Annotated in this window: 14 protein-coding genes; 12 read left to right on the top strand and 2 right to left on the bottom strand. The window is 42.5% G+C overall.

The window, feature by feature from the left end; all coding sequences use genetic code 11:
* Positions 1–813: 813 nt before the first annotated feature.
* The 3 genes from HMPREF0666_RS03185 (at position 814) to HMPREF0666_RS03195 (ending at position 7230) form a co-directional block, all read left to right on the top strand.
* On the top strand, positions 814–2970 hold the full coding sequence (locus HMPREF0666_RS03185) for a helix-turn-helix domain-containing protein (protein ID WP_009010876.1): 2157 nt from the start codon (positions 814–816) through the stop codon (positions 2968–2970).
* A 205-nt stretch (positions 2971–3175) separates the two neighbouring features.
* On the top strand, positions 3176–4276 hold the full coding sequence (locus HMPREF0666_RS03190; RefSeq protein ID WP_009010877.1) for an AraC family transcriptional regulator: 1101 nt from the start codon (positions 3176–3178) through the stop codon (positions 4274–4276).
* Positions 4277–5040: 764 nt separating this feature from the next.
* Complete coding sequence (locus tag HMPREF0666_RS03195; RefSeq protein ID WP_009010878.1) at positions 5041–7230, top strand: glutamine synthetase III; 2190 nt, start codon at positions 5041–5043, stop codon at positions 7228–7230.
* Positions 7231–7381: 151 nt separating this feature from the next.
* Here HMPREF0666_RS03195 and HMPREF0666_RS03200 read toward each other — a convergent pair whose 3' ends face one another.
* The gene (locus HMPREF0666_RS03200; protein ID WP_009010879.1) at positions 7382–8374 is read right to left on the bottom strand and encodes a GNAT family N-acetyltransferase; all 993 of its coding nucleotides are present in this window, start codon (positions 8372–8374) and stop codon (positions 7382–7384) included.
* A 79-nt stretch (positions 8375–8453) separates the two neighbouring features.
* A complete protein-coding gene (locus HMPREF0666_RS03205; RefSeq protein ID WP_009010880.1) occupies positions 8454–9281 on the bottom strand; it encodes a glycerol acyltransferase in 828 nt (275 codons plus the stop codon).
* Positions 9282–10028: 747 nt separating this feature from the next.
* On the opposite strand from HMPREF0666_RS03205, the gene mraZ reads away from it, so the two are divergent.
* The 9 genes from mraZ (at position 10029) to murG (ending at position 21165) form a co-directional block, all read left to right on the top strand.
* Entirely contained in the window at positions 10029–10514 is a 486-nt protein-coding gene (gene mraZ, locus HMPREF0666_RS03210; RefSeq protein ID WP_009010881.1) for a division/cell wall cluster transcriptional repressor MraZ, read from the top strand.
* A gap of 23 nt (positions 10515–10537) precedes the next feature.
* Positions 10538–11482, top strand: a complete 945-nt coding sequence (gene rsmH / locus HMPREF0666_RS03215) for a 16S rRNA (cytosine(1402)-N(4))-methyltransferase RsmH (protein WP_009010882.1) — start codon at positions 10538–10540, stop codon at positions 11480–11482.
* Positions 11475–12068 (top strand): FtsL-like putative cell division protein, encoded by a 594-nt coding sequence (locus HMPREF0666_RS03220; protein ID WP_009010883.1) that lies wholly within the window; start codon positions 11475–11477, stop codon positions 12066–12068. The genes rsmH and HMPREF0666_RS03220 overlap by 8 nt, the downstream gene beginning before the upstream one ends.
* 3 nt (positions 12069–12071) lie before the next feature.
* Complete coding sequence (locus tag HMPREF0666_RS03225) at positions 12072–14228, top strand: penicillin-binding protein (RefSeq protein ID WP_009010884.1); 2157 nt, start codon at positions 12072–12074, stop codon at positions 14226–14228.
* A 63-nt stretch (positions 14229–14291) separates the two neighbouring features.
* Positions 14292–15749, top strand: a complete 1458-nt coding sequence (locus HMPREF0666_RS03230) for a UDP-N-acetylmuramoyl-L-alanyl-D-glutamate--2,6-diaminopimelate ligase (protein WP_009010885.1) — start codon at positions 14292–14294, stop codon at positions 15747–15749.
* Positions 15750–15811: 62 nt separating this feature from the next.
* The gene (locus tag HMPREF0666_RS03235; RefSeq protein ID WP_009010886.1) at positions 15812–17083 is read left to right on the top strand and encodes a phospho-N-acetylmuramoyl-pentapeptide-transferase; all 1272 of its coding nucleotides are present in this window, start codon (positions 15812–15814) and stop codon (positions 17081–17083) included.
* A 178-nt stretch (positions 17084–17261) separates the two neighbouring features.
* Complete coding sequence (gene murD / locus HMPREF0666_RS03240; protein WP_009010887.1) at positions 17262–18593, top strand: UDP-N-acetylmuramoyl-L-alanine--D-glutamate ligase; 1332 nt, start codon at positions 17262–17264, stop codon at positions 18591–18593.
* A gap of 92 nt (positions 18594–18685) precedes the next feature.
* Positions 18686–19972, top strand: coding sequence for an FtsW/RodA/SpoVE family cell cycle protein (locus tag HMPREF0666_RS03245; protein WP_009010888.1), 1287 nt, complete (start codon positions 18686–18688; stop codon positions 19970–19972).
* Positions 19973–20058: 86 nt separating this feature from the next.
* Positions 20059–21165: an undecaprenyldiphospho-muramoylpentapeptide beta-N-acetylglucosaminyltransferase gene (murG, locus tag HMPREF0666_RS03250; RefSeq protein WP_009010889.1), complete on the top strand. Its 1107-nt coding sequence runs from the start codon at positions 20059–20061 to the stop codon at positions 21163–21165.
* Positions 21166–21177: the final 12 nt, after the last annotated feature.

Below are 21177 nucleotides of genomic sequence, written 5' to 3' on the forward strand. Positions count from 1 at the left end.
GAGAGAGAGAGAGAGAGAGAGAGAGTATAAAATTATTTGGAACTACCAAATAATTTGCGATATTTTTTTTCGTCTTTCTTCGTTAAAGAATCTAACACAGCACAAAGCCTGTCTGCGCCTTTATTTCCTAATAAAGTGCAAATATTTGCTGAATTAATATTCTTTATGACTCTCATCGTTATTACGAGTTAATTTTAATTTAACTGGCCGCAAAGGTAGTGAGAATATATGAAACAAACAAGAAATTAGCAAAAAAATACAAAAACCATTCTCTTTTCTTGTTCCATGTTCAGCATATCCCCTTTACAGTTACAGCTCTACCAAAGTTTGCCTTTAATTGCAAAAGGGAGGTCAGCTCCACCTTTCTTTATATAAGGAATAACAACAAGGCAACCTCATAAAAGTAAATAGAAACAGAAATCCCGACCACGTCATAAACGGAGTCGGGACCTTGTAAATACTCTCAAATTTCTAAATTACCTTTTTAATTAGGCAGCGATGTGATTGTTAACACTAACTGCCTTTGCTACTAATGCTGCTACTACAACAGCTGAAATTACTAATGAAACCATAATCTTTCTACCTTTAATGGGGAACGTTTTCCCCCAATTCATAAATATGTTATCCTTTAATTACGAGTGCAAAGTTAGGCAGAAAAACACTATCCAACAAAAGATACGCAGAAGAACGTTGCCTTTTTGGCCTTTTATTATGCTGTATCAAGCCGATTGACATAAATCAAAGTGACAACACTTGCTTTTCTCAAATAATTAAGCTAACTTTGCCTGCCGCAAACAAAAAAGGCACAAGAGAATGGAGAAAAACCAAGAATTACGCAATGCATGGGACTTTGTAGAACACACCGGAATTAGTATTTTTCTAACGGGAAAGGCTGGTACGGGCAAAACCACATTCCTTCGCGCACTTAAAGAACACAGCAACAAACGAAACGTCATCGTTGCCCCCACTGGTGTGGCTGCAATGAATGCAGGCGGTATGACCATCCATTCCTTCTTCCAACTCCCCCTCTCGCCTTTTGTTCCTAATGCAAATATCAAGAATCGATTTGATTATAGCAAAGAGAAACGCAAGATTATGCGTACGCTCGACCTACTTATCATAGACGAGATAAGTATGGTAAGGGCCGACGTACTCGATGCCATCGACTCCGTGCTGCGCCGTTTCCGTGAACCAAACAAATCTTTTGGGGGTGTGCAACTCCTCATGATAGGCGACTTACAACAACTCACGCCTGTCGTGACGCCCACAGAGGAAGAATTACTACAACGTTACTACGATACTCCTTACTTCTTCGGTTCAAAAGCTTTGCGTAGTATTAACTATGTTACAATTGAACTTACCCATGTGTATCGACAGCAAGACGAGACCTTTATCACCTTACTTAATAATATAAGGGAGGGTAACGTATCGGAGAACGACCTCCAAAGACTCAACCAACGTTACGACCCCACTTTCCAACCGAAGCAAGGGAGTGACTATATCCGACTGACGACACACAACAGGATGGCCGAAAGCTATAACGAAGACCAATTAAGAAATCTTCCGACAAGGGCCTATATCTTCAGTGCAGAGACAGAGGGAAACTTTCCAGAATATAACTATCCGACAGACTTCAACCTAACATTAAAGGTTGGGGCACAGGTGATGTTTATCCGTAATGATAACATTGGAAGATACTATAACGGACGCATTGGACACGTCACCTACGTAGACAATGAGAAAATCAGCGTTCTTTGTCCTGGTGACGAAGAGTCCTTTGATGTTGAAGCAGAAACCTGGGAGAACACCAAATACACCTTGAATGAAAAGACTAAACAGATAGAAGCTGAGGTGCAAGGAACGTTCAAACAATATCCACTCCGCTTGGCATGGGCCATAACCATACATAAAAGTCAAGGATTAACCTTTGAACATGCTATCATAGACGCACAGGCATCCTTTGCTTCGGGACAGGTCTATGTCGCACTGAGTCGTTGTAAGTCGTTAGAAGGTTTAGTCTTAGCCTCTCCTATCGGCAATGCGGCTATCATTAACGATAGCAGAGTGAGCGATTACATCTCTCATCAAACAGAAGAGGCACAGAAGAGTATCTCCGTATTACCAACGCTCAAAGAGGAATATTATCGCCAGCTACTCATTGAGATGTTTAATTTCAACGACCTTAAAATATATGAGGCCGCCCTCTTCCGAGTCCTTACAGAGTTCTTCTTTAAGTACACTAAGATAAATGCGCTCCACAAGATGGCGTTGTCTGACTTAGAGAACAGAGTTATCGGAGTAGCGATGAAATGGGAGAAAACTATCAAGTCTATGACTACCGAGCAACTTCAGAGAGAAGACTTCAAGGAGAGAATAAAGAAGGGAGCTCTCTATTTCCATAGTGAATTGACTGAGATATTCAGCAAGACCATAGCGTTAACGAAGGAGGTAGAAACGAATAATAAGGTTGGGGCTAAACGCTTTGATAGTACTTACACGGAACTTAAACAGACATACGACGCCAAGCAGGACCTATTAGAGAGCATGATGGAAGAAGATTTCACCATAACAAACTATCTGACAAGGAAGCAAGAGGCTATTCTCAACAGTATTGGCGATGAAACCGAGAGAAAAAGAAGAAAGAGAAGAGAAACAAATAACAGCCCAGCAGCTAAGAAGATTAGCACATACGAGCAGTCTTACATCCTCTATAAAGCAGGTAAAAGCATCGAAGAGATTGCTAAGGAACGTGGGCTAACCGAAGGAACCATTCAAGGACACCTCGTTCCTTACATCAACAATGGAGATATAAAACTTGAAGATTTCATAGAGGAAAAGAAAATTAATATCATCAAACGTATCGCAAAAGCAGTAGGAAGAGAGAACGGCATCAAACCGATTAAAGAACAATGCCCTTCGGACATCACCTACAACGATATAAACTTAGTCATCAAAACAACCGTACCCTGAGAGGGCCTATCGTTCTCGAGCATAGCGCTCATCTATTAGTATTGACAATATCACCTCCCCTCAGGGGCTTTATCAACCTTACAAACGAAGTTGTCTGATAACAGAAGATATGTTATCTCCTTAATCTTTCCAAAAAGAAGACTAAGAAACAAAGATTACGAGATAAATTTATTATCTTTGTATTAGACAACAACACAGACATATCATGATTTTAAGTTATGCAACATCATTAGTGGCTATCGCTGCGACAGCTATATGCTTTATCATCATTACATTAATGTATTGGAGGTCGCCAAGCGGTCCACTCACCTTCAAACGTAGAGTAATTATAGCAGACTACTGCCTGTTATTATTATATCTATGCTGCCATTTCTTTAGAAGCAGAAACGATGAAACGGAGATACTATGCGTTCCATCAATCCTTTCCTTGTATCTTCTTTGGGAATCCTTCCTCATTACTTGTACGACATTCAGTAATGGCAAGATCTATGCTAACAAGTATGCCTTATTGTTCTATAACCTTCTGCCCTTGTCTCTTCTGATTCCTCAGATGATATATGCGGCGAATGGTCATATCTATCATTTCCAGAACTATGACCAAGTGGTGCAAGCTCTCAATCAAGCAATACCGATGGAAGCATATATGCGAATTGCTTTTGTGGCTGGTATCATATTCTGTATGCTACTAATGATAGTTGAAATCCTACTTCGACAGATAAAATACAAGCAACAGATCATAGAGGATAAAGGCGATATTAGAGGTGTTGCCCGACGCAACACACTGTATTTAGGGACGGGAATCCTCTTAGTTACTATAACCATAGGACAATTTATCCCTACAATAACATTCCATGCTATCTTAAAGATAGGGATTATCTTCACCGTCATAGCCATCACTCGATTCTATGTAAACCTACATAAGCACATCAAGAAATTAGAGTCTCACAGCTATAACCGGGGTAAAACAATCAAAGAGAAGATTGACCAATGGTTAGACCAAGACCCGTTCCCATTATCCAACACCGAGCTCACGATGGAGAAGACAGCAGCTTCCATAGGTATTCCTACCATGGCCCTCTCCTATTATATATATGAGTTTGCAGGTAAGACCTTCCTCTCATGGCAGAGTGAATGCCGTATGCTTCAGTGCCGCGAATTACTTAAAGACAACAACAAAAACATCTCCGAGATAGCCTACGAATGTGGCTATAGCGACCTCGCTGCAATGAGTAAAGCCTTCAAAAAGCGGTTCGGAGTGGCTCCAACAGTTTATAGAAAGAAACTTTCTGGGGAAAAAGGCCAATAACAAGACATACTTCTCAAAGGGCAACATTTATCGATGAAAAGGCCGAAAATAGAGGATAATTACAGTAAAATCTATAGTTATAATAAAAAAATAGGCTTATAACAAATATAAATCGTTTGCATGTCCTTTGTTATTCCAAAAAAATAACTACCTTTGCGAAGTCAATTAAAGATATTTCTTGAGTAGCAATCAAATTACGTTTAAATAGTTATTAGTAAGTTAATAGTCAAATTAAAGTAGTTAGGACAGTCCTCGTGAGAAGATAGCCTAATGATTTTTTTGAGTCAAATAATTTTTTGAGTTATTTAGTTAAGTGGCTGAGTGTATGTCTGCGTGAGCAGATATGCACTTTTTTATGCCCGAAAGTTACACCTATCCAATATCTAACTTTCATCTTAATTACCCAACATGGCATTAGCACATATATACGATAGTATGCGAGTCGTTAGCCTTTATGCCCTACTCACCTATTAGACATAAATAGAGAATACCGCTTTCTTCATGTTGCTCTCACTCCCTTCATCCGCATCATCACCATAACGTAGTGTTTCCCAACGGCTCATTCACATTATTAAATAGGAACGTAGACAGCATTAAGCACCCTATTACTATATATCGTAAACAGATAACATAATTCTTAACAAACAATTTAAGCGTTGAAATATAGGCTTTGACACACAAATAATAATATTCTTAAATACTTTGCAGGATAACTCGAAAATAGTTAATTTTGCACAGACAAGTTTCATTTTAAGACAAAGAATATGGCAAATTTAAGATTTGGAGCTATCGAAGAAGCATTCAAGAAACGCCCCTTAGAGATTAAGACACCGAAAGAACGTCCAGAAGATTTCTATGGTAAATACGTCTTCAATCGTGCAAAAATGTATAAGTATCTACCCGTTGACATTTATTATAAGCTCATAGATGTTATCGATAACGGGACACGATTAGACCGTTCTATCGCTAACGCAGTAGCACAGGGAATGAAGAAATGGGCTGAAGAGCACGGAGCAACACACTACACACACTGGTTCCAGCCCCTAACAGAAGGTACTGCAGAGAAACATGATGCTTTCATTGAACATGACGGAAAAGGCGGTATGATGGAGGAGTTCTCAGGAAAACTACTTGTTCAACAGGAGCCTGATGCCAGTTCTTTCCCTAACGGAGGTATCCGCAACACCTTTGAAGCACGAGGCTATTCTGCTTGGGACCCTACAAGTCCGGTATTTATCATCGAAGACACACTATGTATCCCGACAATATTTATATCTTATACTGGGGAATCACTTGATTACAAAGCACCATTATTAAAATCACTCCATGCTGTAAATGTGACAGCAACCAAAGTTTGCCAATACTTTTATCAAGACGTAAAACAAGTTCACACAAATCTTGGGTGGGAACAAGAATATTTCCTTGTAGACGAGGACCTCTACTTTGCTCGTCCTGACCTTATGCTTACAGGTCGCACACTGATGGGTCATGACTCTGCAAAAAACCAACAGATGGACGACCATTACTTCGGAACAATCCCAGAGCGTGTGCAAGCCTTCATGAAAGACCTTGAGATACAAGCACTCGAATTAGGTATCCCTTGTAAGACTCGCCACAATGAGGTTGCACCTGGTCAGTTTGAGTTAGCACCTATCTTTGAGGAGTGCAACCTTGCCGTAGACCATAATATGCTCTTGATGTCACTCATGAAGAAGGTTGCACATAAGCATAGCTTCCGTGTTCTCCTCCATGAGAAACCATTTGCAGGAGTCAATGGTTCTGGTAAACATAACAACTGGAGCCTAAGTACCGACAATGGTATCCTCCTCCATGCAGCAGGGAAAACCCACAAAGACAACCTCCGCTTTGTTGTATTCATCGTAGAGACGCTCATGGCAGTCTACAAACACAATGGCCTCTTGAAGGCTTCTGTGATGAGTGCAACCAACGATCACCGCCTTGGAGCAAACGAAGCACCACCTGCCATCATCTCCTCTTTCCTCGGACGACAGATTAGCGACCTCCTCGACCACATAGAGAAGGCTGACAAGGAGAACATCTTTAACCTAAGTGGAAAGACTGGTATGCAAATGGATATCCCAGAGATTCCAGAGTTGCTCATCGACAACACCGACCGTAACAGGACCTCTCCATTTGCCTTCACTGGTAACCGCTTTGAGTTCCGTGCCGTTGGTTCTGAAGCCAACTGTGCATCTGCCATGATCGTACTCAACACGGCTATTGCAGAGGCTTTACAGAACTTCTCCGAGCGAGTAGATGCTTTGGTAGAAAAGGGAGAAGACTTGACATCAGCTATCATTGACATCGTTCGTGAGGATATCAAGGCCTGCAAGCCTATCCATTTCGATGGAAACGGATATTCTGACGCATGGAAAGAAGAAGCACGCAGACGTGGTCTCGATTGTGAGTCAAGCTGCCCTAAGTGTTTCGACCGCTACCTTGACGACGCTTCTATCAAGATGTTCGAGTCTATGAACGTCATGAAGCGTAACGAGTTAGAGGCTCGTAACGAGGTGAAATGGGAGACTTACACAAAGAAAATCCAAATTGAAGCACGTGTAATGGGCGATTTGGCAATGAACCATATCATCCCCGTGGCCACACACTACCAGAGTCAGTTAGCTAAGAATGTGCAGAATATGGTCAACATCTTCGGAGATGTAGAGGGTAAACAGCTCAGCGAACGAAATATAAAGATTATTCGTGAGATTGCTGAACGCACAACTATCATCGAGTCTGGCGTGGAGGAACTTGTCAACGCACGTAAACAAGCTAACAAGATAGAAAGTCAACGTGAGAAAGCTATTGCTTATCATGACACTATCGCACCCAAGATGGAAGCCATCCGATATCAGATTGACAAATTAGAGTTGGTGGTCAGCGACGAACTTTGGACACTTCCAAAATATCGTGAACTACTCTTTATCAGATAAAAGATAGCGATTTCATCGACAATTAATACTTTCTTCGCATTTTTACTTAGACACAGTAAAGGGCGAAGAAAGTAATAGAAGAAAGGCAGGTAATCCCAAAATTAACGGATTACCTGCCTTTCTTTTATTTCTATATATTCTTACCTTTATGTTATTCCTTCTCTTTATAGATAACATTATTAGCCCCGCTCGTAAACTTCAAAGCCTCAGGATGCTCGTCAACAAAGCTTTCTATATGCCGAATACGCTTCTCTTCGAAAATCTCATCAATGGCAATGAGTATTCCTGTCTCCTCTACATCACCAAAGCCATAGTTGATAGCAGTGCCAAAAAGCTTCATGGTAGGAGAAAGGTTCATATAGGCATTTACCAAAGGAGGGATATTATATCCCAACTCACGCACCTCATGATTTAGTATCTTATAGTCTTCTTTGAAATTCTCACCTTGAAAGAGAGCATCCAACTCCGTCATTGGAGTATCAATTTTCAGCGGTTTTATCGGTATTATAAGGTCATCCTTATCATCAAAATATTTCTTTAAGAAATAGAGAATCATATCCCTTCCACGTCGGATATACGAAGGATACATCGTCATCTTACCGAAGAAGTATTTACATTCAGGGTACAATACCGTTAACGCTCCCAGCCCATCCCAGAGGTTATCCAGTGCAAAGATGCTCTTAGAATTCTTACGAACGTTCTGGTAATCTAATGAGACAAACGAACGTCCAAGCTCAACGGTATAAGGAGCATACTCCTTCATAAACTTATCAGAGAAATGGAACATGTGACTTGTTGCCACCTTTGGTTGTCCGTTCTGGTCTATCTTCCACTCGCTACCAAAGATATAACGATACCCACCGATAATCTCCTCGGCCTCAGGATTCCAAACAATCAACTGCCTACAACAATTCTCCATCGTGTCGAACTCATCGATATCCATCGATTTTCCCGTTCCTCCACCCGCTGAACGGAAAGCTATCTCACGCAAACGTCCAATCTCCTTCATCACGTTAGGAGCTGTTTTAGCAGTCACAACATAAATCTCATTGTGACTCTTGTTTGTCGTACGAAGCATCCGGTCAGGAGTCAACTCGCCCTTGAGTAGTTCCTTGCTGATGGGTTGGATGATTTCTTCTTCCATATATTCTAATAAATCTTTTCTTTCTCTATATCTTATCGAGTGGTAAATCACTTCACCTTGTCTCCACTAAAGCTAATGATTATAGCTCGTAAACTATGTCTTCGACATATTTTGCCCATTCCATCGGTGTACGACTCTTATCGAAAGTCTGCCAAGGGATAGGCTTTCCTATCGCTACTCGGAATGTCTTACCAACATTTCTATACATTTCATCGACAAGGAAAAGCATGGCAATATTCACCTTCTTGACGTATTTATCACTGAAATGAGCGATGCGATAGAACCGATCTGAATTGCGTCCACCAAAGAAGATAGGGACTACATCACGCTGATACTCCACACTCTTCGTGATAAAAGTTTTCTTCCACTCTAAATCATGTATCTTTCCATTAATCTTACGACTATTCAGTCCAGCTGGGAACATCAAGATATGGTTGTCACTTTGAAATCCAGCCTCAACCATTCGAGGGAAATCACGACTCTGCTTTCCCGTCTTGTTGATACCAATACTTACTGGTTTCAATCCAGGGAGATTAAGTAATAAATCGTTAACCAGGTAGCGGAACTTTCCATCATAGTGTTTCCCGATAATAGAACCAAGTGCTACACCATCCTGCCCACCAAGGGGATGATTTGAGACAAAGGTATAGAGCTTACAATCGTCCTTCTTTGGGAGATTTTCTAACCCTTCGATTTGTAGCGTCATATCAAGATAACGCACACACTCCGTGAGCCACTCCGTACCTGTCAAGCCACGACTTTCCCAAAGAAACTGGTTCACCTCGTCTTCATGGAGGATACGTTTTAGCCAATTGACAGCAAAAGACGGAACGAATTTAGCCTTCGCTCCCATCTTATCTCTTAGAATCTTGTCAATGTCTATCGTCTTCTCTATTTCTTCACTCATGTGTTCAATTCTCTCCTAACAAAGTGCAAAAATAACGAAACGATTTGGAATAGCCTGCTTTTTTTGCGAAAAATATAGGCTTAAACATAAAAAAATCATGTCATTAACTCGGTTGGGAGTACTCCTTAAAAGTCAAGTTCCCGATTATGCCCCACGCTTTCTCATATCCCCCACTTTACTGACACACAACGAAACAAAGGCATAATATTAGCAAGAAAACGACTTCAACGCTTCCTAAAATAGATAATTTTCTTCGGAGAGAAGCCTTGATAAAGATTGCCACAACCCTCTGTTTTGTAATAAAATTTCACCCTCTTAAAAATAGACTACGCCCAACAACGTTACAGACAAGACCCTTCAAGCCTATAGAAGACGCCCTTCTTGAAGCTTTCTAACGCTCTTCTTGAAACTTATTAGGCGTCTTCTTCATTGCCACCTCGCAAATGTTTGAATACATGATACTTACACCAACATCCATAACCAGCTTTTCTGCCCTCAAAGAAAGACTTTTACACGGTTTAACTGTAAATATATTTCAAACAAGTAAACAACCGACATTGTCCACTCAACCAACAGTAAGACTCAAGCGCATGCTCTTGAATGATACTCATGAGGGAAATAATGCCTCTTGAAGCGTTAATATAATAAAAATTAAGAGCGTTCCTAAAATATTGTGGAGTACAGTGGGGATATGTGGGGAAAAATGTGTAACTTTGAAGCCAAATACAGCTTTATAAAAAGACAGGCATGAGATTTTTAGGAAATATCGAAGCAAAAACAGACGCAAAAGGGCGGGCTTTCCTGCCAGCAGTCTTTCGCAAGGTGCTTAACGCATCTGGCGAAGAGTCGTTGGTATTGCGCAAAGATATCTTCGAACCCTGTCTGGTTCTCTACCCCGAGTCGGTATGGAACAAACGAATGGATGCACTTCGCAACCGTCTAAGCCGTTGGAGCCGTCGCGACCAAATGATTTATCGCCAATACGTCACCGATGTTGAGATGATTACATTGGATGGTAACGGTCGTTTTCTAATTCCAAAGCGATATCTGAAGATGGCCAATATTGACCAGCAGATTAGATTTACAGGGATGGACGATTGCATTGAGATATGGGCAAACAAAGCTGACAACGAGCCTTTCATGTCGGCTGAAGAATTTAGCAAAGCCATGGAAGAAACCATGGGTATGGAAGGAACCTTCTGGATTGACACTCCATCACAGGACAACAAGTAATCAACAACACAAGAATCAACAGCATGATTAAGACTGCAGAATGTTATCATATTCCCGTACTCCTCAACGAAAGCATTGAAGGACTGAACCTTCATGCGAATGGAGTCTATGTGGATGTAACCTTCGGAGGTGGAGGTCATAGCCGAGAGATTCTTTCTCGCTTAGGAGAAGGCTGTCATCTCTATAGCTTCGACCAAGATGCTGATGCCGAGCAGAACATTGACAGCATGGGACTAAGCGATGAGCAAGTGAACCGTTTCACGTTTGTTCGCTCTAATTTCAGATATTTGAAGAACTGGATGCGGTATTATGAGATAGACCATTTAGACGGACTCCTTGCCGACCTTGGCGTCAGCAGTCATCATTTCGATGATGAGACTCGTGGCTTCTCCTTCCGCTTCGAGGCCCCGCTTGACATGAGAATGAACAAAAGAGCAGGACTGACAGCAGCCGACATCCTTAACGACTATGACGAAGAACGATTGGCAGACCTACTCTATCTCTACGGAGAACTGAAACAGTCACGCCGTATCGCCTCAGCCATCGTTAAAGCAAGAGAAAAGAAAACATACAAGACGACGAATGATCTACTGACGACCATCGAACCTTTCTTCCAACGGGCACGAGAGAAAAAAGACATGGCAAAGATGTTCCAAGCCCTTCGCATTGAAGTAAACCACGAGATGGACGCTCTGAAAGAGATGCTTACAGCAGCAACCGAGTTGCTTCGTCCTGGCGGTAGACTCTCTGTTATCACCTACCACTCATTAGAAGATAGAATGGTGAAGAACATTATGAAGTCGGGTAACATCGAGGGTAAAGTGAAGCAAGACTTCTTCGGACGAATAGAGACACCCTTCCGATTGGTCAATAACAAAGTTATCACAGCAAGTAACGACGAACAAGAAAGAAACCCACGAAGCCGAAGTGCAAAACTAAGAATAGCAGAAAAGAAAGCAAATGAATGACGAGAACGACAAGAAGAAGCCAATGGCAACGGAGCAAGCCCTCACAGAAGAGATAACACTCTTCGCTGAGAATGAGCCAAACACTACGGAGCCACTCATCAAGACAGAAGCTGTAGAGGAGACAACACAGGCCTCTGCCAACAATGAAGCTGTAACACCACTAACAGAAGAAGAAGAGAAGGAGAAAGAAGAAAAGGAGGAGGTTGAAAAGATTAAAGCTGCTATAGAAGAGCAAGCACGTGAAGATGAGCAACCGCAATCTTCTAACTTTACCTTGAGAAAGATATTAGGTGGTGATATTCTCTCGGCACGGCTCCTTCGTAATAACATCTGGTTGATTATCACCATCGTCTTCTTTACCATCGTCTATATATCAAATCGATATAGTGTACAGAAGTATCTTATTGATATTGATAAGTTAAGGAATGAACTGGACGATGCTAAATATCGTGCACTATCAAGTAGTAGTCAACTCACTGAGAAGACACGTGAGAGCCATATACTTGAAATCTTGAAGACAAGAAAGGACAGTGTCCTAAAGATGTCAGACCGTCCACCTTATATTATAGATGTACCCGAGAAATAAGATATGAGTAAGTTTGATAATAGTAAAATAATGCCTCGTTACAGCGTCATAGCCATCATCATGTCGCTTATCGCTGTAGCTGTTATCGGTAAGACTATCTACACTATGACAGCAGGAAGGTCTTACTGGATGGAAGTGGCTGCTTCTCAGAAGAAAGACAGCGTTTCGATCAAGCCTACCAGGGGTAATATCCTCAGTTGCAATGGGCAACTCATGGCAAGCTCAATACCTGAGTTTAAGGTTTACATGGACTTTAACGCTCTGAAAGTAGCAGGAAATGACACCGCTTTCATCGATAGCATCAACTATATAAGTAAAGGATTGAACAACATCTTCCCTGAGAAATCGGCCTCATACTTCAAGCAGTATCTCATGGAAGGATATCATAAGGTAAGTAAGCATTGGCCTATATGGAACGAGCGTATCGACTATAACACCTTTAAAGAGATACAATCTCTTCCTATCTTCAAGAATGAAAATAAGAATAAGAGCGGATTCCACTGGGATAAGTTCAATGCCCGTCGTCGTCCGTTTGGCTCCCTTGCTCAACGTACCATTGGCGATATGTTCGGTGCGAAAGATACGGCTCGCTGCGGTCTGGAGCTTTCTTACGACTCTATCCTTCGTGGTACGAATGGTATCATTCACCGTCGTAAGGTGCGCAATAGATTCCTTAATATCACTGACACCCCCCCTGTTGACGGTGCCGACATCATCACGACCATTGATGTCAGTATGCAGGACTTAGCCGAACGTGCGTTGATTGACGAGCTGAAAGAGATTAATGGCAACGTAGGTGTTGCCATTGTGATGGAGGTAGCGACGGGTGATGTGAAAGCAATCGTCAATCTCGACAAATGTAGCGACGGTGAATATAGAGAGGTTAAGAACCATGCTGTAAGCGACTTGTTGGAACCTGGCTCTGTATTCAAGACTGCTTCCATCATGACAGCACTTGATGATGGAGTGGTAGACACGATGTACACCGTTCAGACAGGACCTGGTGTTTGGAACATGTATGGCCGAGATATGAAAGACCATAACTGGACACGTGGTGGTTACGGCACACTGACACTGCCATGGACATTGAAGTACAGTTCTAATATTGGTGTCAGTCGTATCATCGACTTGCACTATCACAAGAACCCAGAGAAGTTTGTTCAAGGCATCTACGACCTTGGACTTGCTACAGACTTCCATATTCCTATTGTCGGATATTCCCCTGCAAGGATTCGTATGCCACGTAAGAACAGCCGTGGCCAATATGTCAACTGGAGTGCTACGGCCCTTCCATGGATGAGTATCGGCTACGAGACACAGATACCTCCAATATCAACTATAGCCTTCTATAACGCTATCGCTAACGGAGGAAAGCTGATGCAACCACGCTTTGTAAAGCAGATTGTGAAGAATGGCGAGGTCATCTATGACAATCCGCCAAAGGTGTTAAAAGAGCATATAGCAAAGGAAAGTACGATAAAACAGATTACCCGAATATTGACGGAGGTAGTATCAGAAGGTTTGGGTAAGAAAGCTGGTTCAGACAAGTTCCTTGTTGCGGGTAAGACGGGTACTGCCCAGATGTCAAAAGGTGCCTTAGGCTATAAGACGGGAGGTACCAACTACCTGCTGAGCTTTGCAGGTTTCTTCCCTGCAAATAACCCTCGATACAGCTGTATCGTCTGCATTCAGAAGACAGGTCTGCCTGCTTCGGGAGGTGGAATGAGTGGAGTTGTGTTCCATCATATTGCTGAAGGCATTATGGCACAGAGTCTGAAACTAAACGTAACAGACGCACGTGACAAGGAATCTATCCTCATCCCAACCGCAAAGACAGGTAATCTATTAGCGACCGACTACGTGTTAAATGCGCTTGGCTTTAACATTACAAACGGATGGAACGGTTCTCTACCCTTCGGAAATCCTATTTGGGGAAAGACAATAACGAATAGTAAGACGCTATCCTTCCAAAAGGAGAACCTATCAAAAGCCCACCTTGTACCAGACGTACATGGTATGGGAGCTCGTGATGCTGTTTATCTGATGGAGACACATGGGATAAAAGCAATCATCATTGGTAGAGGTCGCGTTATCCAACAGAGTCTTGCACCAGGAGAGAAAGTAAAGAAAGGCATGCGCTGTGAACTAAGAATGGGATAAGGAAACGCTCAAAGGGATAATTCCCCTTACATTATAAAGAACGAATAAGAATAGAACAAAGATATGAAGTTAAGTAAACTACTTACAAATGTAAAGCCCATCGCTTGCAAAGGTGATGTAGACATTGAGATTAAAGGTGTGAATATTGATAGCCGCAAGATTGAGAATGGCCATCTATTCATCGCAATGAAAGGAACTCAAGTAGACGGACATAAGTTCATTAGCAAAGCTATTGAATTGGGAGCCGTTGCCATCTTACTCGAAGACATGCCAGAGGTATTGGATGATAAGGTAACATACATTCAAGTAGCTTCAACTGAAGAGGATGCTGGCAAGGTTGCCACAATGTTCTATGGAGACCCTTCACACAAACTAAAGTTGGTTGGTGTGACTGGAACAAATGGTAAGACGACCATTGCTACCTTATTATATAGGATGTTCCGAGAGTTCGGTTATAAGGTAGGGTTGCTCTCTACGGTATGTAACTATATCAATGACGAGGAATACCCAGCCAGTCATACCACACCAGACCCCATAGAGCTCAACTGTCTTCTTGCCAAAATGGTTGACGAAGGATGCGAGTATGCGTTCATGGAGTGTTCAAGTCATGCCATTCACCAGCATCGTATTGGGGGATTAGACTTTGTTGGAGGCATCTTCACCAACCTCACTCGTGACCATCTCGACTATCATAAGACATTCGAAAACTATCGTAATGCAAAGAAGATGTTCTTCGATGGTCTGTCTAAGAATGCCTTTGCCATCACCAATGCAGATGATAAGAACGGTATGATAATGGTTCAGAACACCAAAGCAACAGTCAAGACCTATTCTATCAAACGCATGGCAGACTTCCGTGCAAAGATATTGGAGTGTCACTTCGAGGGTATGTACCTTGAGATTGATGGTAAAGAAGTGGGCGTACAGTTCATTGGTAAATTCAATGTAAGCAACCTTCTTGCTGTCTATGGAGCAGCCATCATGTTAGGTAAGAAGCCTGAAGAGATACTGATTGCAATGAGTACGCTGAAGAGTGTTAACGGTCGATTGGAACCTATCCAATCACCAGAAGGCTTCACTGCTGTTGTCGACTATGCTCATACTCCAGACGCATTAGAGAATGTACTCAACGCTATTCACGACGTACTTGATGGTAAAGGTGGACATGTCATCACGGTCTGTGGCGCTGGTGGACACCGTGACAAGGGCAAGCGCCCATTGATGGCACAGGAAGCAGTAAAGCAAAGCGACACTGTCATCCTGACAAGTGACAACCCACGTGACGAAGAGCCTCAAGCTATCATCGACGATATGCTCGCAGGTCTGGACACGACACAACGCAAGAAAGTTCTTACTATCGTCGACCGAAAGGAAGCCATCCGTACAGCAGCAATGATGGCGAAGAAGGGTGATGTTATCCTTGTTGCAGGTAAGGGACATGAGAACTATCAAGAGATAAATGGTGTGAAACATCATTTCGATGACCATGAGGTCATCCGTGAAATCTTTGGAATCAAATAAGCAACAATGCTGTTTTGATTTAAAGAACACCATCTAATAAGAATAAATAAAAAAGAAATAACATGCTGTATTATATCTTCCGTTGGCTTGACCAGTTCGGTATCAGTGGTTCCCATCTATGGGGATACATCAGTTTCCGTTCTATCTTGGCAATGATATTAGCCCTTATCATCTCTGCATGGTTTGGAGAACGGTTTATAAAATACCTCAAGAAGAAACAGATAACAGAGGTTCAACGAGATGCGCAGATTGACCCATTCGGCGTCAAGAAGATTGGTGTACCGTCAATGGGTGGTATCATCATCATCGTTGCACTGCTGATTCCAGTTATCTTGTTAGGTAGACTACGTAACATCTATCTGTTGTTAATGATAATAACGACCGTATGGCTGGGATTCCTCGGTGGTATGGACGATTTTATCAAGATATTTCGGCATGACAAGGAAGGCTTGAAAGGTAAATACAAGATTATCGGACAGGTAACTATCGGGCTTATCGTAGGTTTGGTTCTTTGGGCTTCTCCTGACGTTAAAGCTAACTTGAACCTTGAAGTAGCCAACCAGAATGGTAAAGAAATCGTCATCAAGCATGAGGCAAAAGCTGAGAAAACGCTCAAGACAACCATTCCGTTTGTCAAACTACATAATCTCGACTATTCAGAGATTATGGGTTTCTTAGGTCCCTACAAGACTGCAGGAGGCTGGATACTGTTTGTTCTTATGACCATCTTCGTCGTTACAGCCGTCTCTAATGGTGCCAACCTCAATGACGGAATGGACGGAATGTGCGCAGGAAACTCCGCAATCATAGGTGTCGTATTGGGTATCTTAGCCTACGTAAGTAGTCATATACAATACGCCGCCTACCTGAACATCATGTATATACCAGGTTCTGAAGAGTTGGTAGTATTCTTTATGGCCTTCATAGGTGCCCTGATTGGCTTCCTTTGGTATAATGCTTATCCTGCACAGGTATTCATGGGCGACACAGGAAGTCTTACTATTGGCGGTATCATCGCAGTAGGTGCTATCATCATTCACAAGGAGTTGATGCTCCCTATCCTCTGTGGTGTATTCTTTGTTGAGAGCTTAAGCGTTATCGTACAGGTTTGGTACTACAAGTTAGGAAAGCGTAAAGGAGTTAAACAACGTATCTTCAAACGCACCCCTATACACGATAACTTCCGCACACAAGACAGTCAACTCGACCCAGAATGTAAGTATCTCTTAAAGAAACCCCATAGTGCTATCCATGAGAGTAAGATTACCTTACGTTTCATCATTGTGACTATCATCCTCGCTGCAATGACTATCATCACACTGAAGATAAGATAAGCACGAGGCGTGCGAGGCGTCAGCACGATATGTGCGGGGCGTTCGCACAATTGGTGTTCATACTAAACACCACACAGCTGACCACTACCCAAGAGGCGAGTAACCGTTTACTCGAAGAGAGGTAAGCAGCCAGCAAACAAAAACATTACATAAGCAAGAGTAAGGAAAGGAAAGATATATGAAAAGAATAGTAATACTTGGAGCCGGTGAGAGTGGAGCTGGCGCAGCTGTATTGGCTAAGAAAGAAGGTTTCGACGTCTTTGTTTCAGACATGTCTGCCATTAAGGACAAGTATAAGAAGATGCTTGACGAGCGTGGTATAGAATGGGAAGAAGGACAGCATACAGAAGAGAAGATTCTTAATGCAGACGAAGTCATTAAGAGTCCGGGTATTCCTAAAGAGGCGCCGATGGTTCAGAAGCTGATGGCACAAGGTACACATATCATCAGCGAGATAGAGTTTGCTGGTCGCTATACCAATTCTAAGATGATTTGTATCACTGGAAGTAATGGTAAAACTACCACAACAAGCCTCATTTATCATATCTTTAAGGATGCTGGATACGATGCAGGATTGGCTGGAAACATAGGTAACAGCCTTGCATTACAGGTTGCGGAAGACCCACATGAGTATTACATCATTGAGTTAAGTAGCTTCCAATTAGACAATATGTACGACTTCCGTGCAAATATTGCTATCCTTCTCAATATCACTCCCGACCATCTGGACCGGTATGACTATAAGTTTGAGAACTATGCCGACGCCAAGATGCGTATCATTCAGAACCAGACAAAGGAGGACAGCTTCATCTATTGGAATGATGACCCTGTAATAAAGAAGGAGTTAGAGAAATTTGATGTGCATGCAGTATGCTATCCTTTTTCTGAATTAAAAGAGAAGGGAAGCATTGGATATATCGAAGAAGGACAATACACCATAGAGCAACCTGAACCCTTCAACATGGAGCAAGAGGACCTATCCTTGACTGGTAAGCACAATATCTATAACTCTCTTGCTGCCGGCATTGCCTCAGACATCAGTGGTATAAAGAAAGAGAACATCCGCAAGAGTCTGAGCGATTTCCCTGGTGTAGAGCATAGATTAGAGAAGGTCTGCAAGGTGGCTGGAGTGCAATACATCAACGACTCAAAGGCAACTAACGTTGATGCATGCTGGTATGCACTTGAGAGTATGAACACACCTACCGTTCTTATCCTTGGTGGTAAGGACAAAGGCAACGACTACAGCGTATTGAAAGACTTAGTAAAGCAGAAGTGTATTGGACTTGTCTACCTTGGTGCTGATAATAAAAAACTCCATGACAACTTCGATAGCCTCGGTATTCCTGTTCGTGACACGCACTCAATGAAGGATTGTGTGACGGCTTGTGCTGAATTAGCAAAGCCTGGCAATACCGTCCTTTTAAGCCCATGTTGTGCAAGCTTCGACCTCTTTAAGAATATGGAAGACCGTGGCGAGCAGTTCAAGAGTTATGTAAGAGCATTGTAGGAAAAGACTTATCTGGCTAATTGGGCTTATAAGACTAAATTGGGCCAATAAGACTAATTGGACTAATAAATCCCATAAGGAACAACAAAACAATGAAGAATAAATCTCTCAGTAATATTTTTAAAGGAGACAAAGTAATCTGGATGGTCTTCTTCTTCCTATGTATCATCAGTATCGTTGAGGTCTACTCGGCTTCAAGCTCACTGTCGTTCACAAAGGGAAACTACTGGAGTCCTATCATCTATCATTGCAGTATTCTTATCGTTGGTATCGTCTTGATGGTGTTTGTACTTAATATTAAGTGTCGCTATTTCAAGCTCATAACACCCATCGTACTTATCGTCTCGACGCTAATGCTTATCTGGGTGCTTGTAGCAGGACAAACAACAAATGGCGCAAACAGATGGATTACGCTTGCTGGTCTACAATTTCAACCCTCCGAATTAGCCAAAGGTGCATTGGTCTTAGCAGTTGCACAGGTGCTTAGTGCTATGCAAACAGATCACGGAGCAGACCGTAAAGCCTTCAAATACATCATGTTACTCTCAAGTGGTATCATTCTTTTGATTCTCTTTGAGAACCTTTCTACGGCGATGCTCATTGCCCTGACGGTTATTCTGATGATGTTTGTAGGGAGAGTTCCACTCAAGCAATTAGGTCGGTTGGTAGGCATCATTGCCTTATTTGGCGTCTTAGCACTATCCTTAGTGATGTTGGTTGGTGATGACAAGAAGGTGGAAGACGATCTACCCGACAAACAGAACCTTACGGAACAGACGGTGGCAGCACAGCCGAAAGAGTCACCTGGCTTCATTGGGAAAACGCTTCACCGTGCTGACACATGGAAGGCTCGTATAAAGAAGTTCTTTAATAATGAATATGTAGCACCTAAAGACTACGATTTGGATAAGGATGCACAGGTCGCACATGCCAACATTGCCATCGCTTCATCAGATGTTTTAGGAAAAGGACCAGGCAATTCCAACGAGCGAGACTTCCTCTCACAGGCCTTCTCCGACTTCATCTATGCTATCATCATAGAGGAGATGGGAATCGAAGGAGCTATCTTTGTGGCTTTACTCTATATCATCCTTCTCTTCAGAACGGGTATCATCGCCAACAGATGTGAGAACACTTTCCCAGCGTTCTTAGCAATGGGAATAGCCTTCCTCTTGGTTACACAGGCCTTATTCAACATGTTAGTAGCTGTTGGATTAGCCCCAGTAACAGGACAACCTCTACCACTCATTAGTAAGGGTGGTACCTCAACGATAATAAACTGCATCTACATTGGTGTCATACTAAGCGTAAGTCGCTCTGCAAAGAAGAAGAAGGAAGACAAGAGTTCAGCCGAAAATCTTTCTCACGCAACTGTCTAATTGACAGAGAAAAATAAAAAGGAAGGGTAAAGTTGAGCGAAGATAAAAAAAATGATTACCTTTGTAAGATATAAAGAAGATTACACATGGACGAGGAATTAAGAATAATCATCAGCGGTGGCGGTACGGGAGGACATATCTTTCCGGCTGTGTCTATTGCCAACGCCATCAAAGCGAAGCACCCAGAAGCGAAGATTCTCTTTGTGGGCGCAGATGGTCGTATGGAGATGCAACGCGTCCCTGCCGCAGGATATGAGATAAAAGGTCTACCTATCAAAGGCTTCGACCGTGCACACAAGTTAAAGAACTTTGAAGTACTCTACAAGCTTTGGAAGAGTCTTCGTATGGCTCGTCGCATCATTAAAGACTTCAAGCCACAGGTTGCTGTGGGTGTTGGTGGTTATGCCAGTGGTGCAACACTCTACGAATGTGCCAAGATGGGCATCCCATGTCTTATCCAAGAGCAGAACTCATACGCTGGGGTAACGAACAAGCTATTGGCGAAGCGTGTGAAAAAGATTTGTGTTGCTTACGAAGGAATGGACCGTTTCTTCCCTGCAGACAAGATTATCATGACGGGTAACCCTGTCCGACAGAACGTCCTCTCTACCCCACTTTCTATCGAAGAGGCACGCGAGAGCTTCGGTCTCAACCCTAACAAAAAGACCATCCTACTTGTGGGTGGTAGTCTGGGAGCAAGGACCATCAATCGTTCTGTCATCGAACACCTCGACCTCATAGCACAGTCAGACGTACAATTCATCTGGCAGACTGGTAAATTCTACCATCAACAGATATTGGATTCGATGAAGGGTAAGGAATTACCCAACCTGAAGATAATGGATTTCATCAGTGATATGGGAGCTGCTTATAAGGCTGCTGACCTCGTTATCAGCCGCGCTGGCGCAAGTTCTATCAGTGAGTTCCAACTCATTGGCAAGCCAGTTATCTTAGTTCCGAGTCCTAATGTGGCAGAAGACCACCAGACCAAGAACGCTATGGCGTTAGTCAACAAAGATGCTGCCCTCTGTGTAAAGGATGCTGAAGCACCTGACACATTGATAAAGCTTGCCCTTGAGACGATCACAAATGACGAGAAGTTAGCAAGTCTAAGTGAGCATGTTAAGAAGATGGGGCTGAAAGACTCTGCTGAGATTATTGCTGATGAGGTTATCAAACTCATAAAGGCTTAATACACATACTCA

Origin of the sequence: Prevotella sp. C561, assembly GCF_000224595.1 — a bacterium.
Lineage (GTDB): Bacteria > Bacteroidota > Bacteroidia > Bacteroidales > Bacteroidaceae > Prevotella > Prevotella jejuni.

What these genes read in the sequence shown, in the direction of transcription:
- HMPREF0666_RS03185 (WP_009010876.1), top strand. Translation starts at nt 814, where the DNA reads ATGGAGAAAAACCAAGAATTACGCAATGCATGGGACTTTGTAGAACAC.
- HMPREF0666_RS03190 (WP_009010877.1), top strand. Translation starts at nt 3,176, where the DNA reads ATGATTTTAAGTTATGCAACATCATTAGTGGCTATCGCTGCGACAGCT.
- HMPREF0666_RS03195 (WP_009010878.1), top strand. Translation starts at nt 5,041, where the DNA reads ATGGCAAATTTAAGATTTGGAGCTATCGAAGAAGCATTCAAGAAACGC.
- HMPREF0666_RS03200 (WP_009010879.1), bottom strand. Translation starts at nt 8,374, where the DNA reads ATGGAAGAAGAAATCATCCAACCCATCAGCAAGGAACTACTCAAGGGC.
- HMPREF0666_RS03205 (WP_009010880.1), bottom strand. Translation starts at nt 9,281, where the DNA reads ATGAGTGAAGAAATAGAGAAGACGATAGACATTGACAAGATTCTAAGA.
- mraZ (WP_009010881.1), top strand. Translation starts at nt 10,029, where the DNA reads ATGAGATTTTTAGGAAATATCGAAGCAAAAACAGACGCAAAAGGGCGG.
- rsmH (WP_009010882.1), top strand. Translation starts at nt 10,538, where the DNA reads ATGATTAAGACTGCAGAATGTTATCATATTCCCGTACTCCTCAACGAA.
- HMPREF0666_RS03220 (WP_009010883.1), top strand. Translation starts at nt 11,475, where the DNA reads ATGAATGACGAGAACGACAAGAAGAAGCCAATGGCAACGGAGCAAGCC.
- HMPREF0666_RS03225 (WP_009010884.1), top strand. Translation starts at nt 12,072, where the DNA reads ATGAGTAAGTTTGATAATAGTAAAATAATGCCTCGTTACAGCGTCATA.
- HMPREF0666_RS03230 (WP_009010885.1), top strand. Translation starts at nt 14,292, where the DNA reads ATGAAGTTAAGTAAACTACTTACAAATGTAAAGCCCATCGCTTGCAAA.
- HMPREF0666_RS03235 (WP_009010886.1), top strand. Translation starts at nt 15,812, where the DNA reads ATGCTGTATTATATCTTCCGTTGGCTTGACCAGTTCGGTATCAGTGGT.
- murD (WP_009010887.1), top strand. Translation starts at nt 17,262, where the DNA reads ATGAAAAGAATAGTAATACTTGGAGCCGGTGAGAGTGGAGCTGGCGCA.
- HMPREF0666_RS03245 (WP_009010888.1), top strand. Translation starts at nt 18,686, where the DNA reads ATGAAGAATAAATCTCTCAGTAATATTTTTAAAGGAGACAAAGTAATC.
- murG (WP_009010889.1), top strand. Translation starts at nt 20,059, where the DNA reads ATGGACGAGGAATTAAGAATAATCATCAGCGGTGGCGGTACGGGAGGA.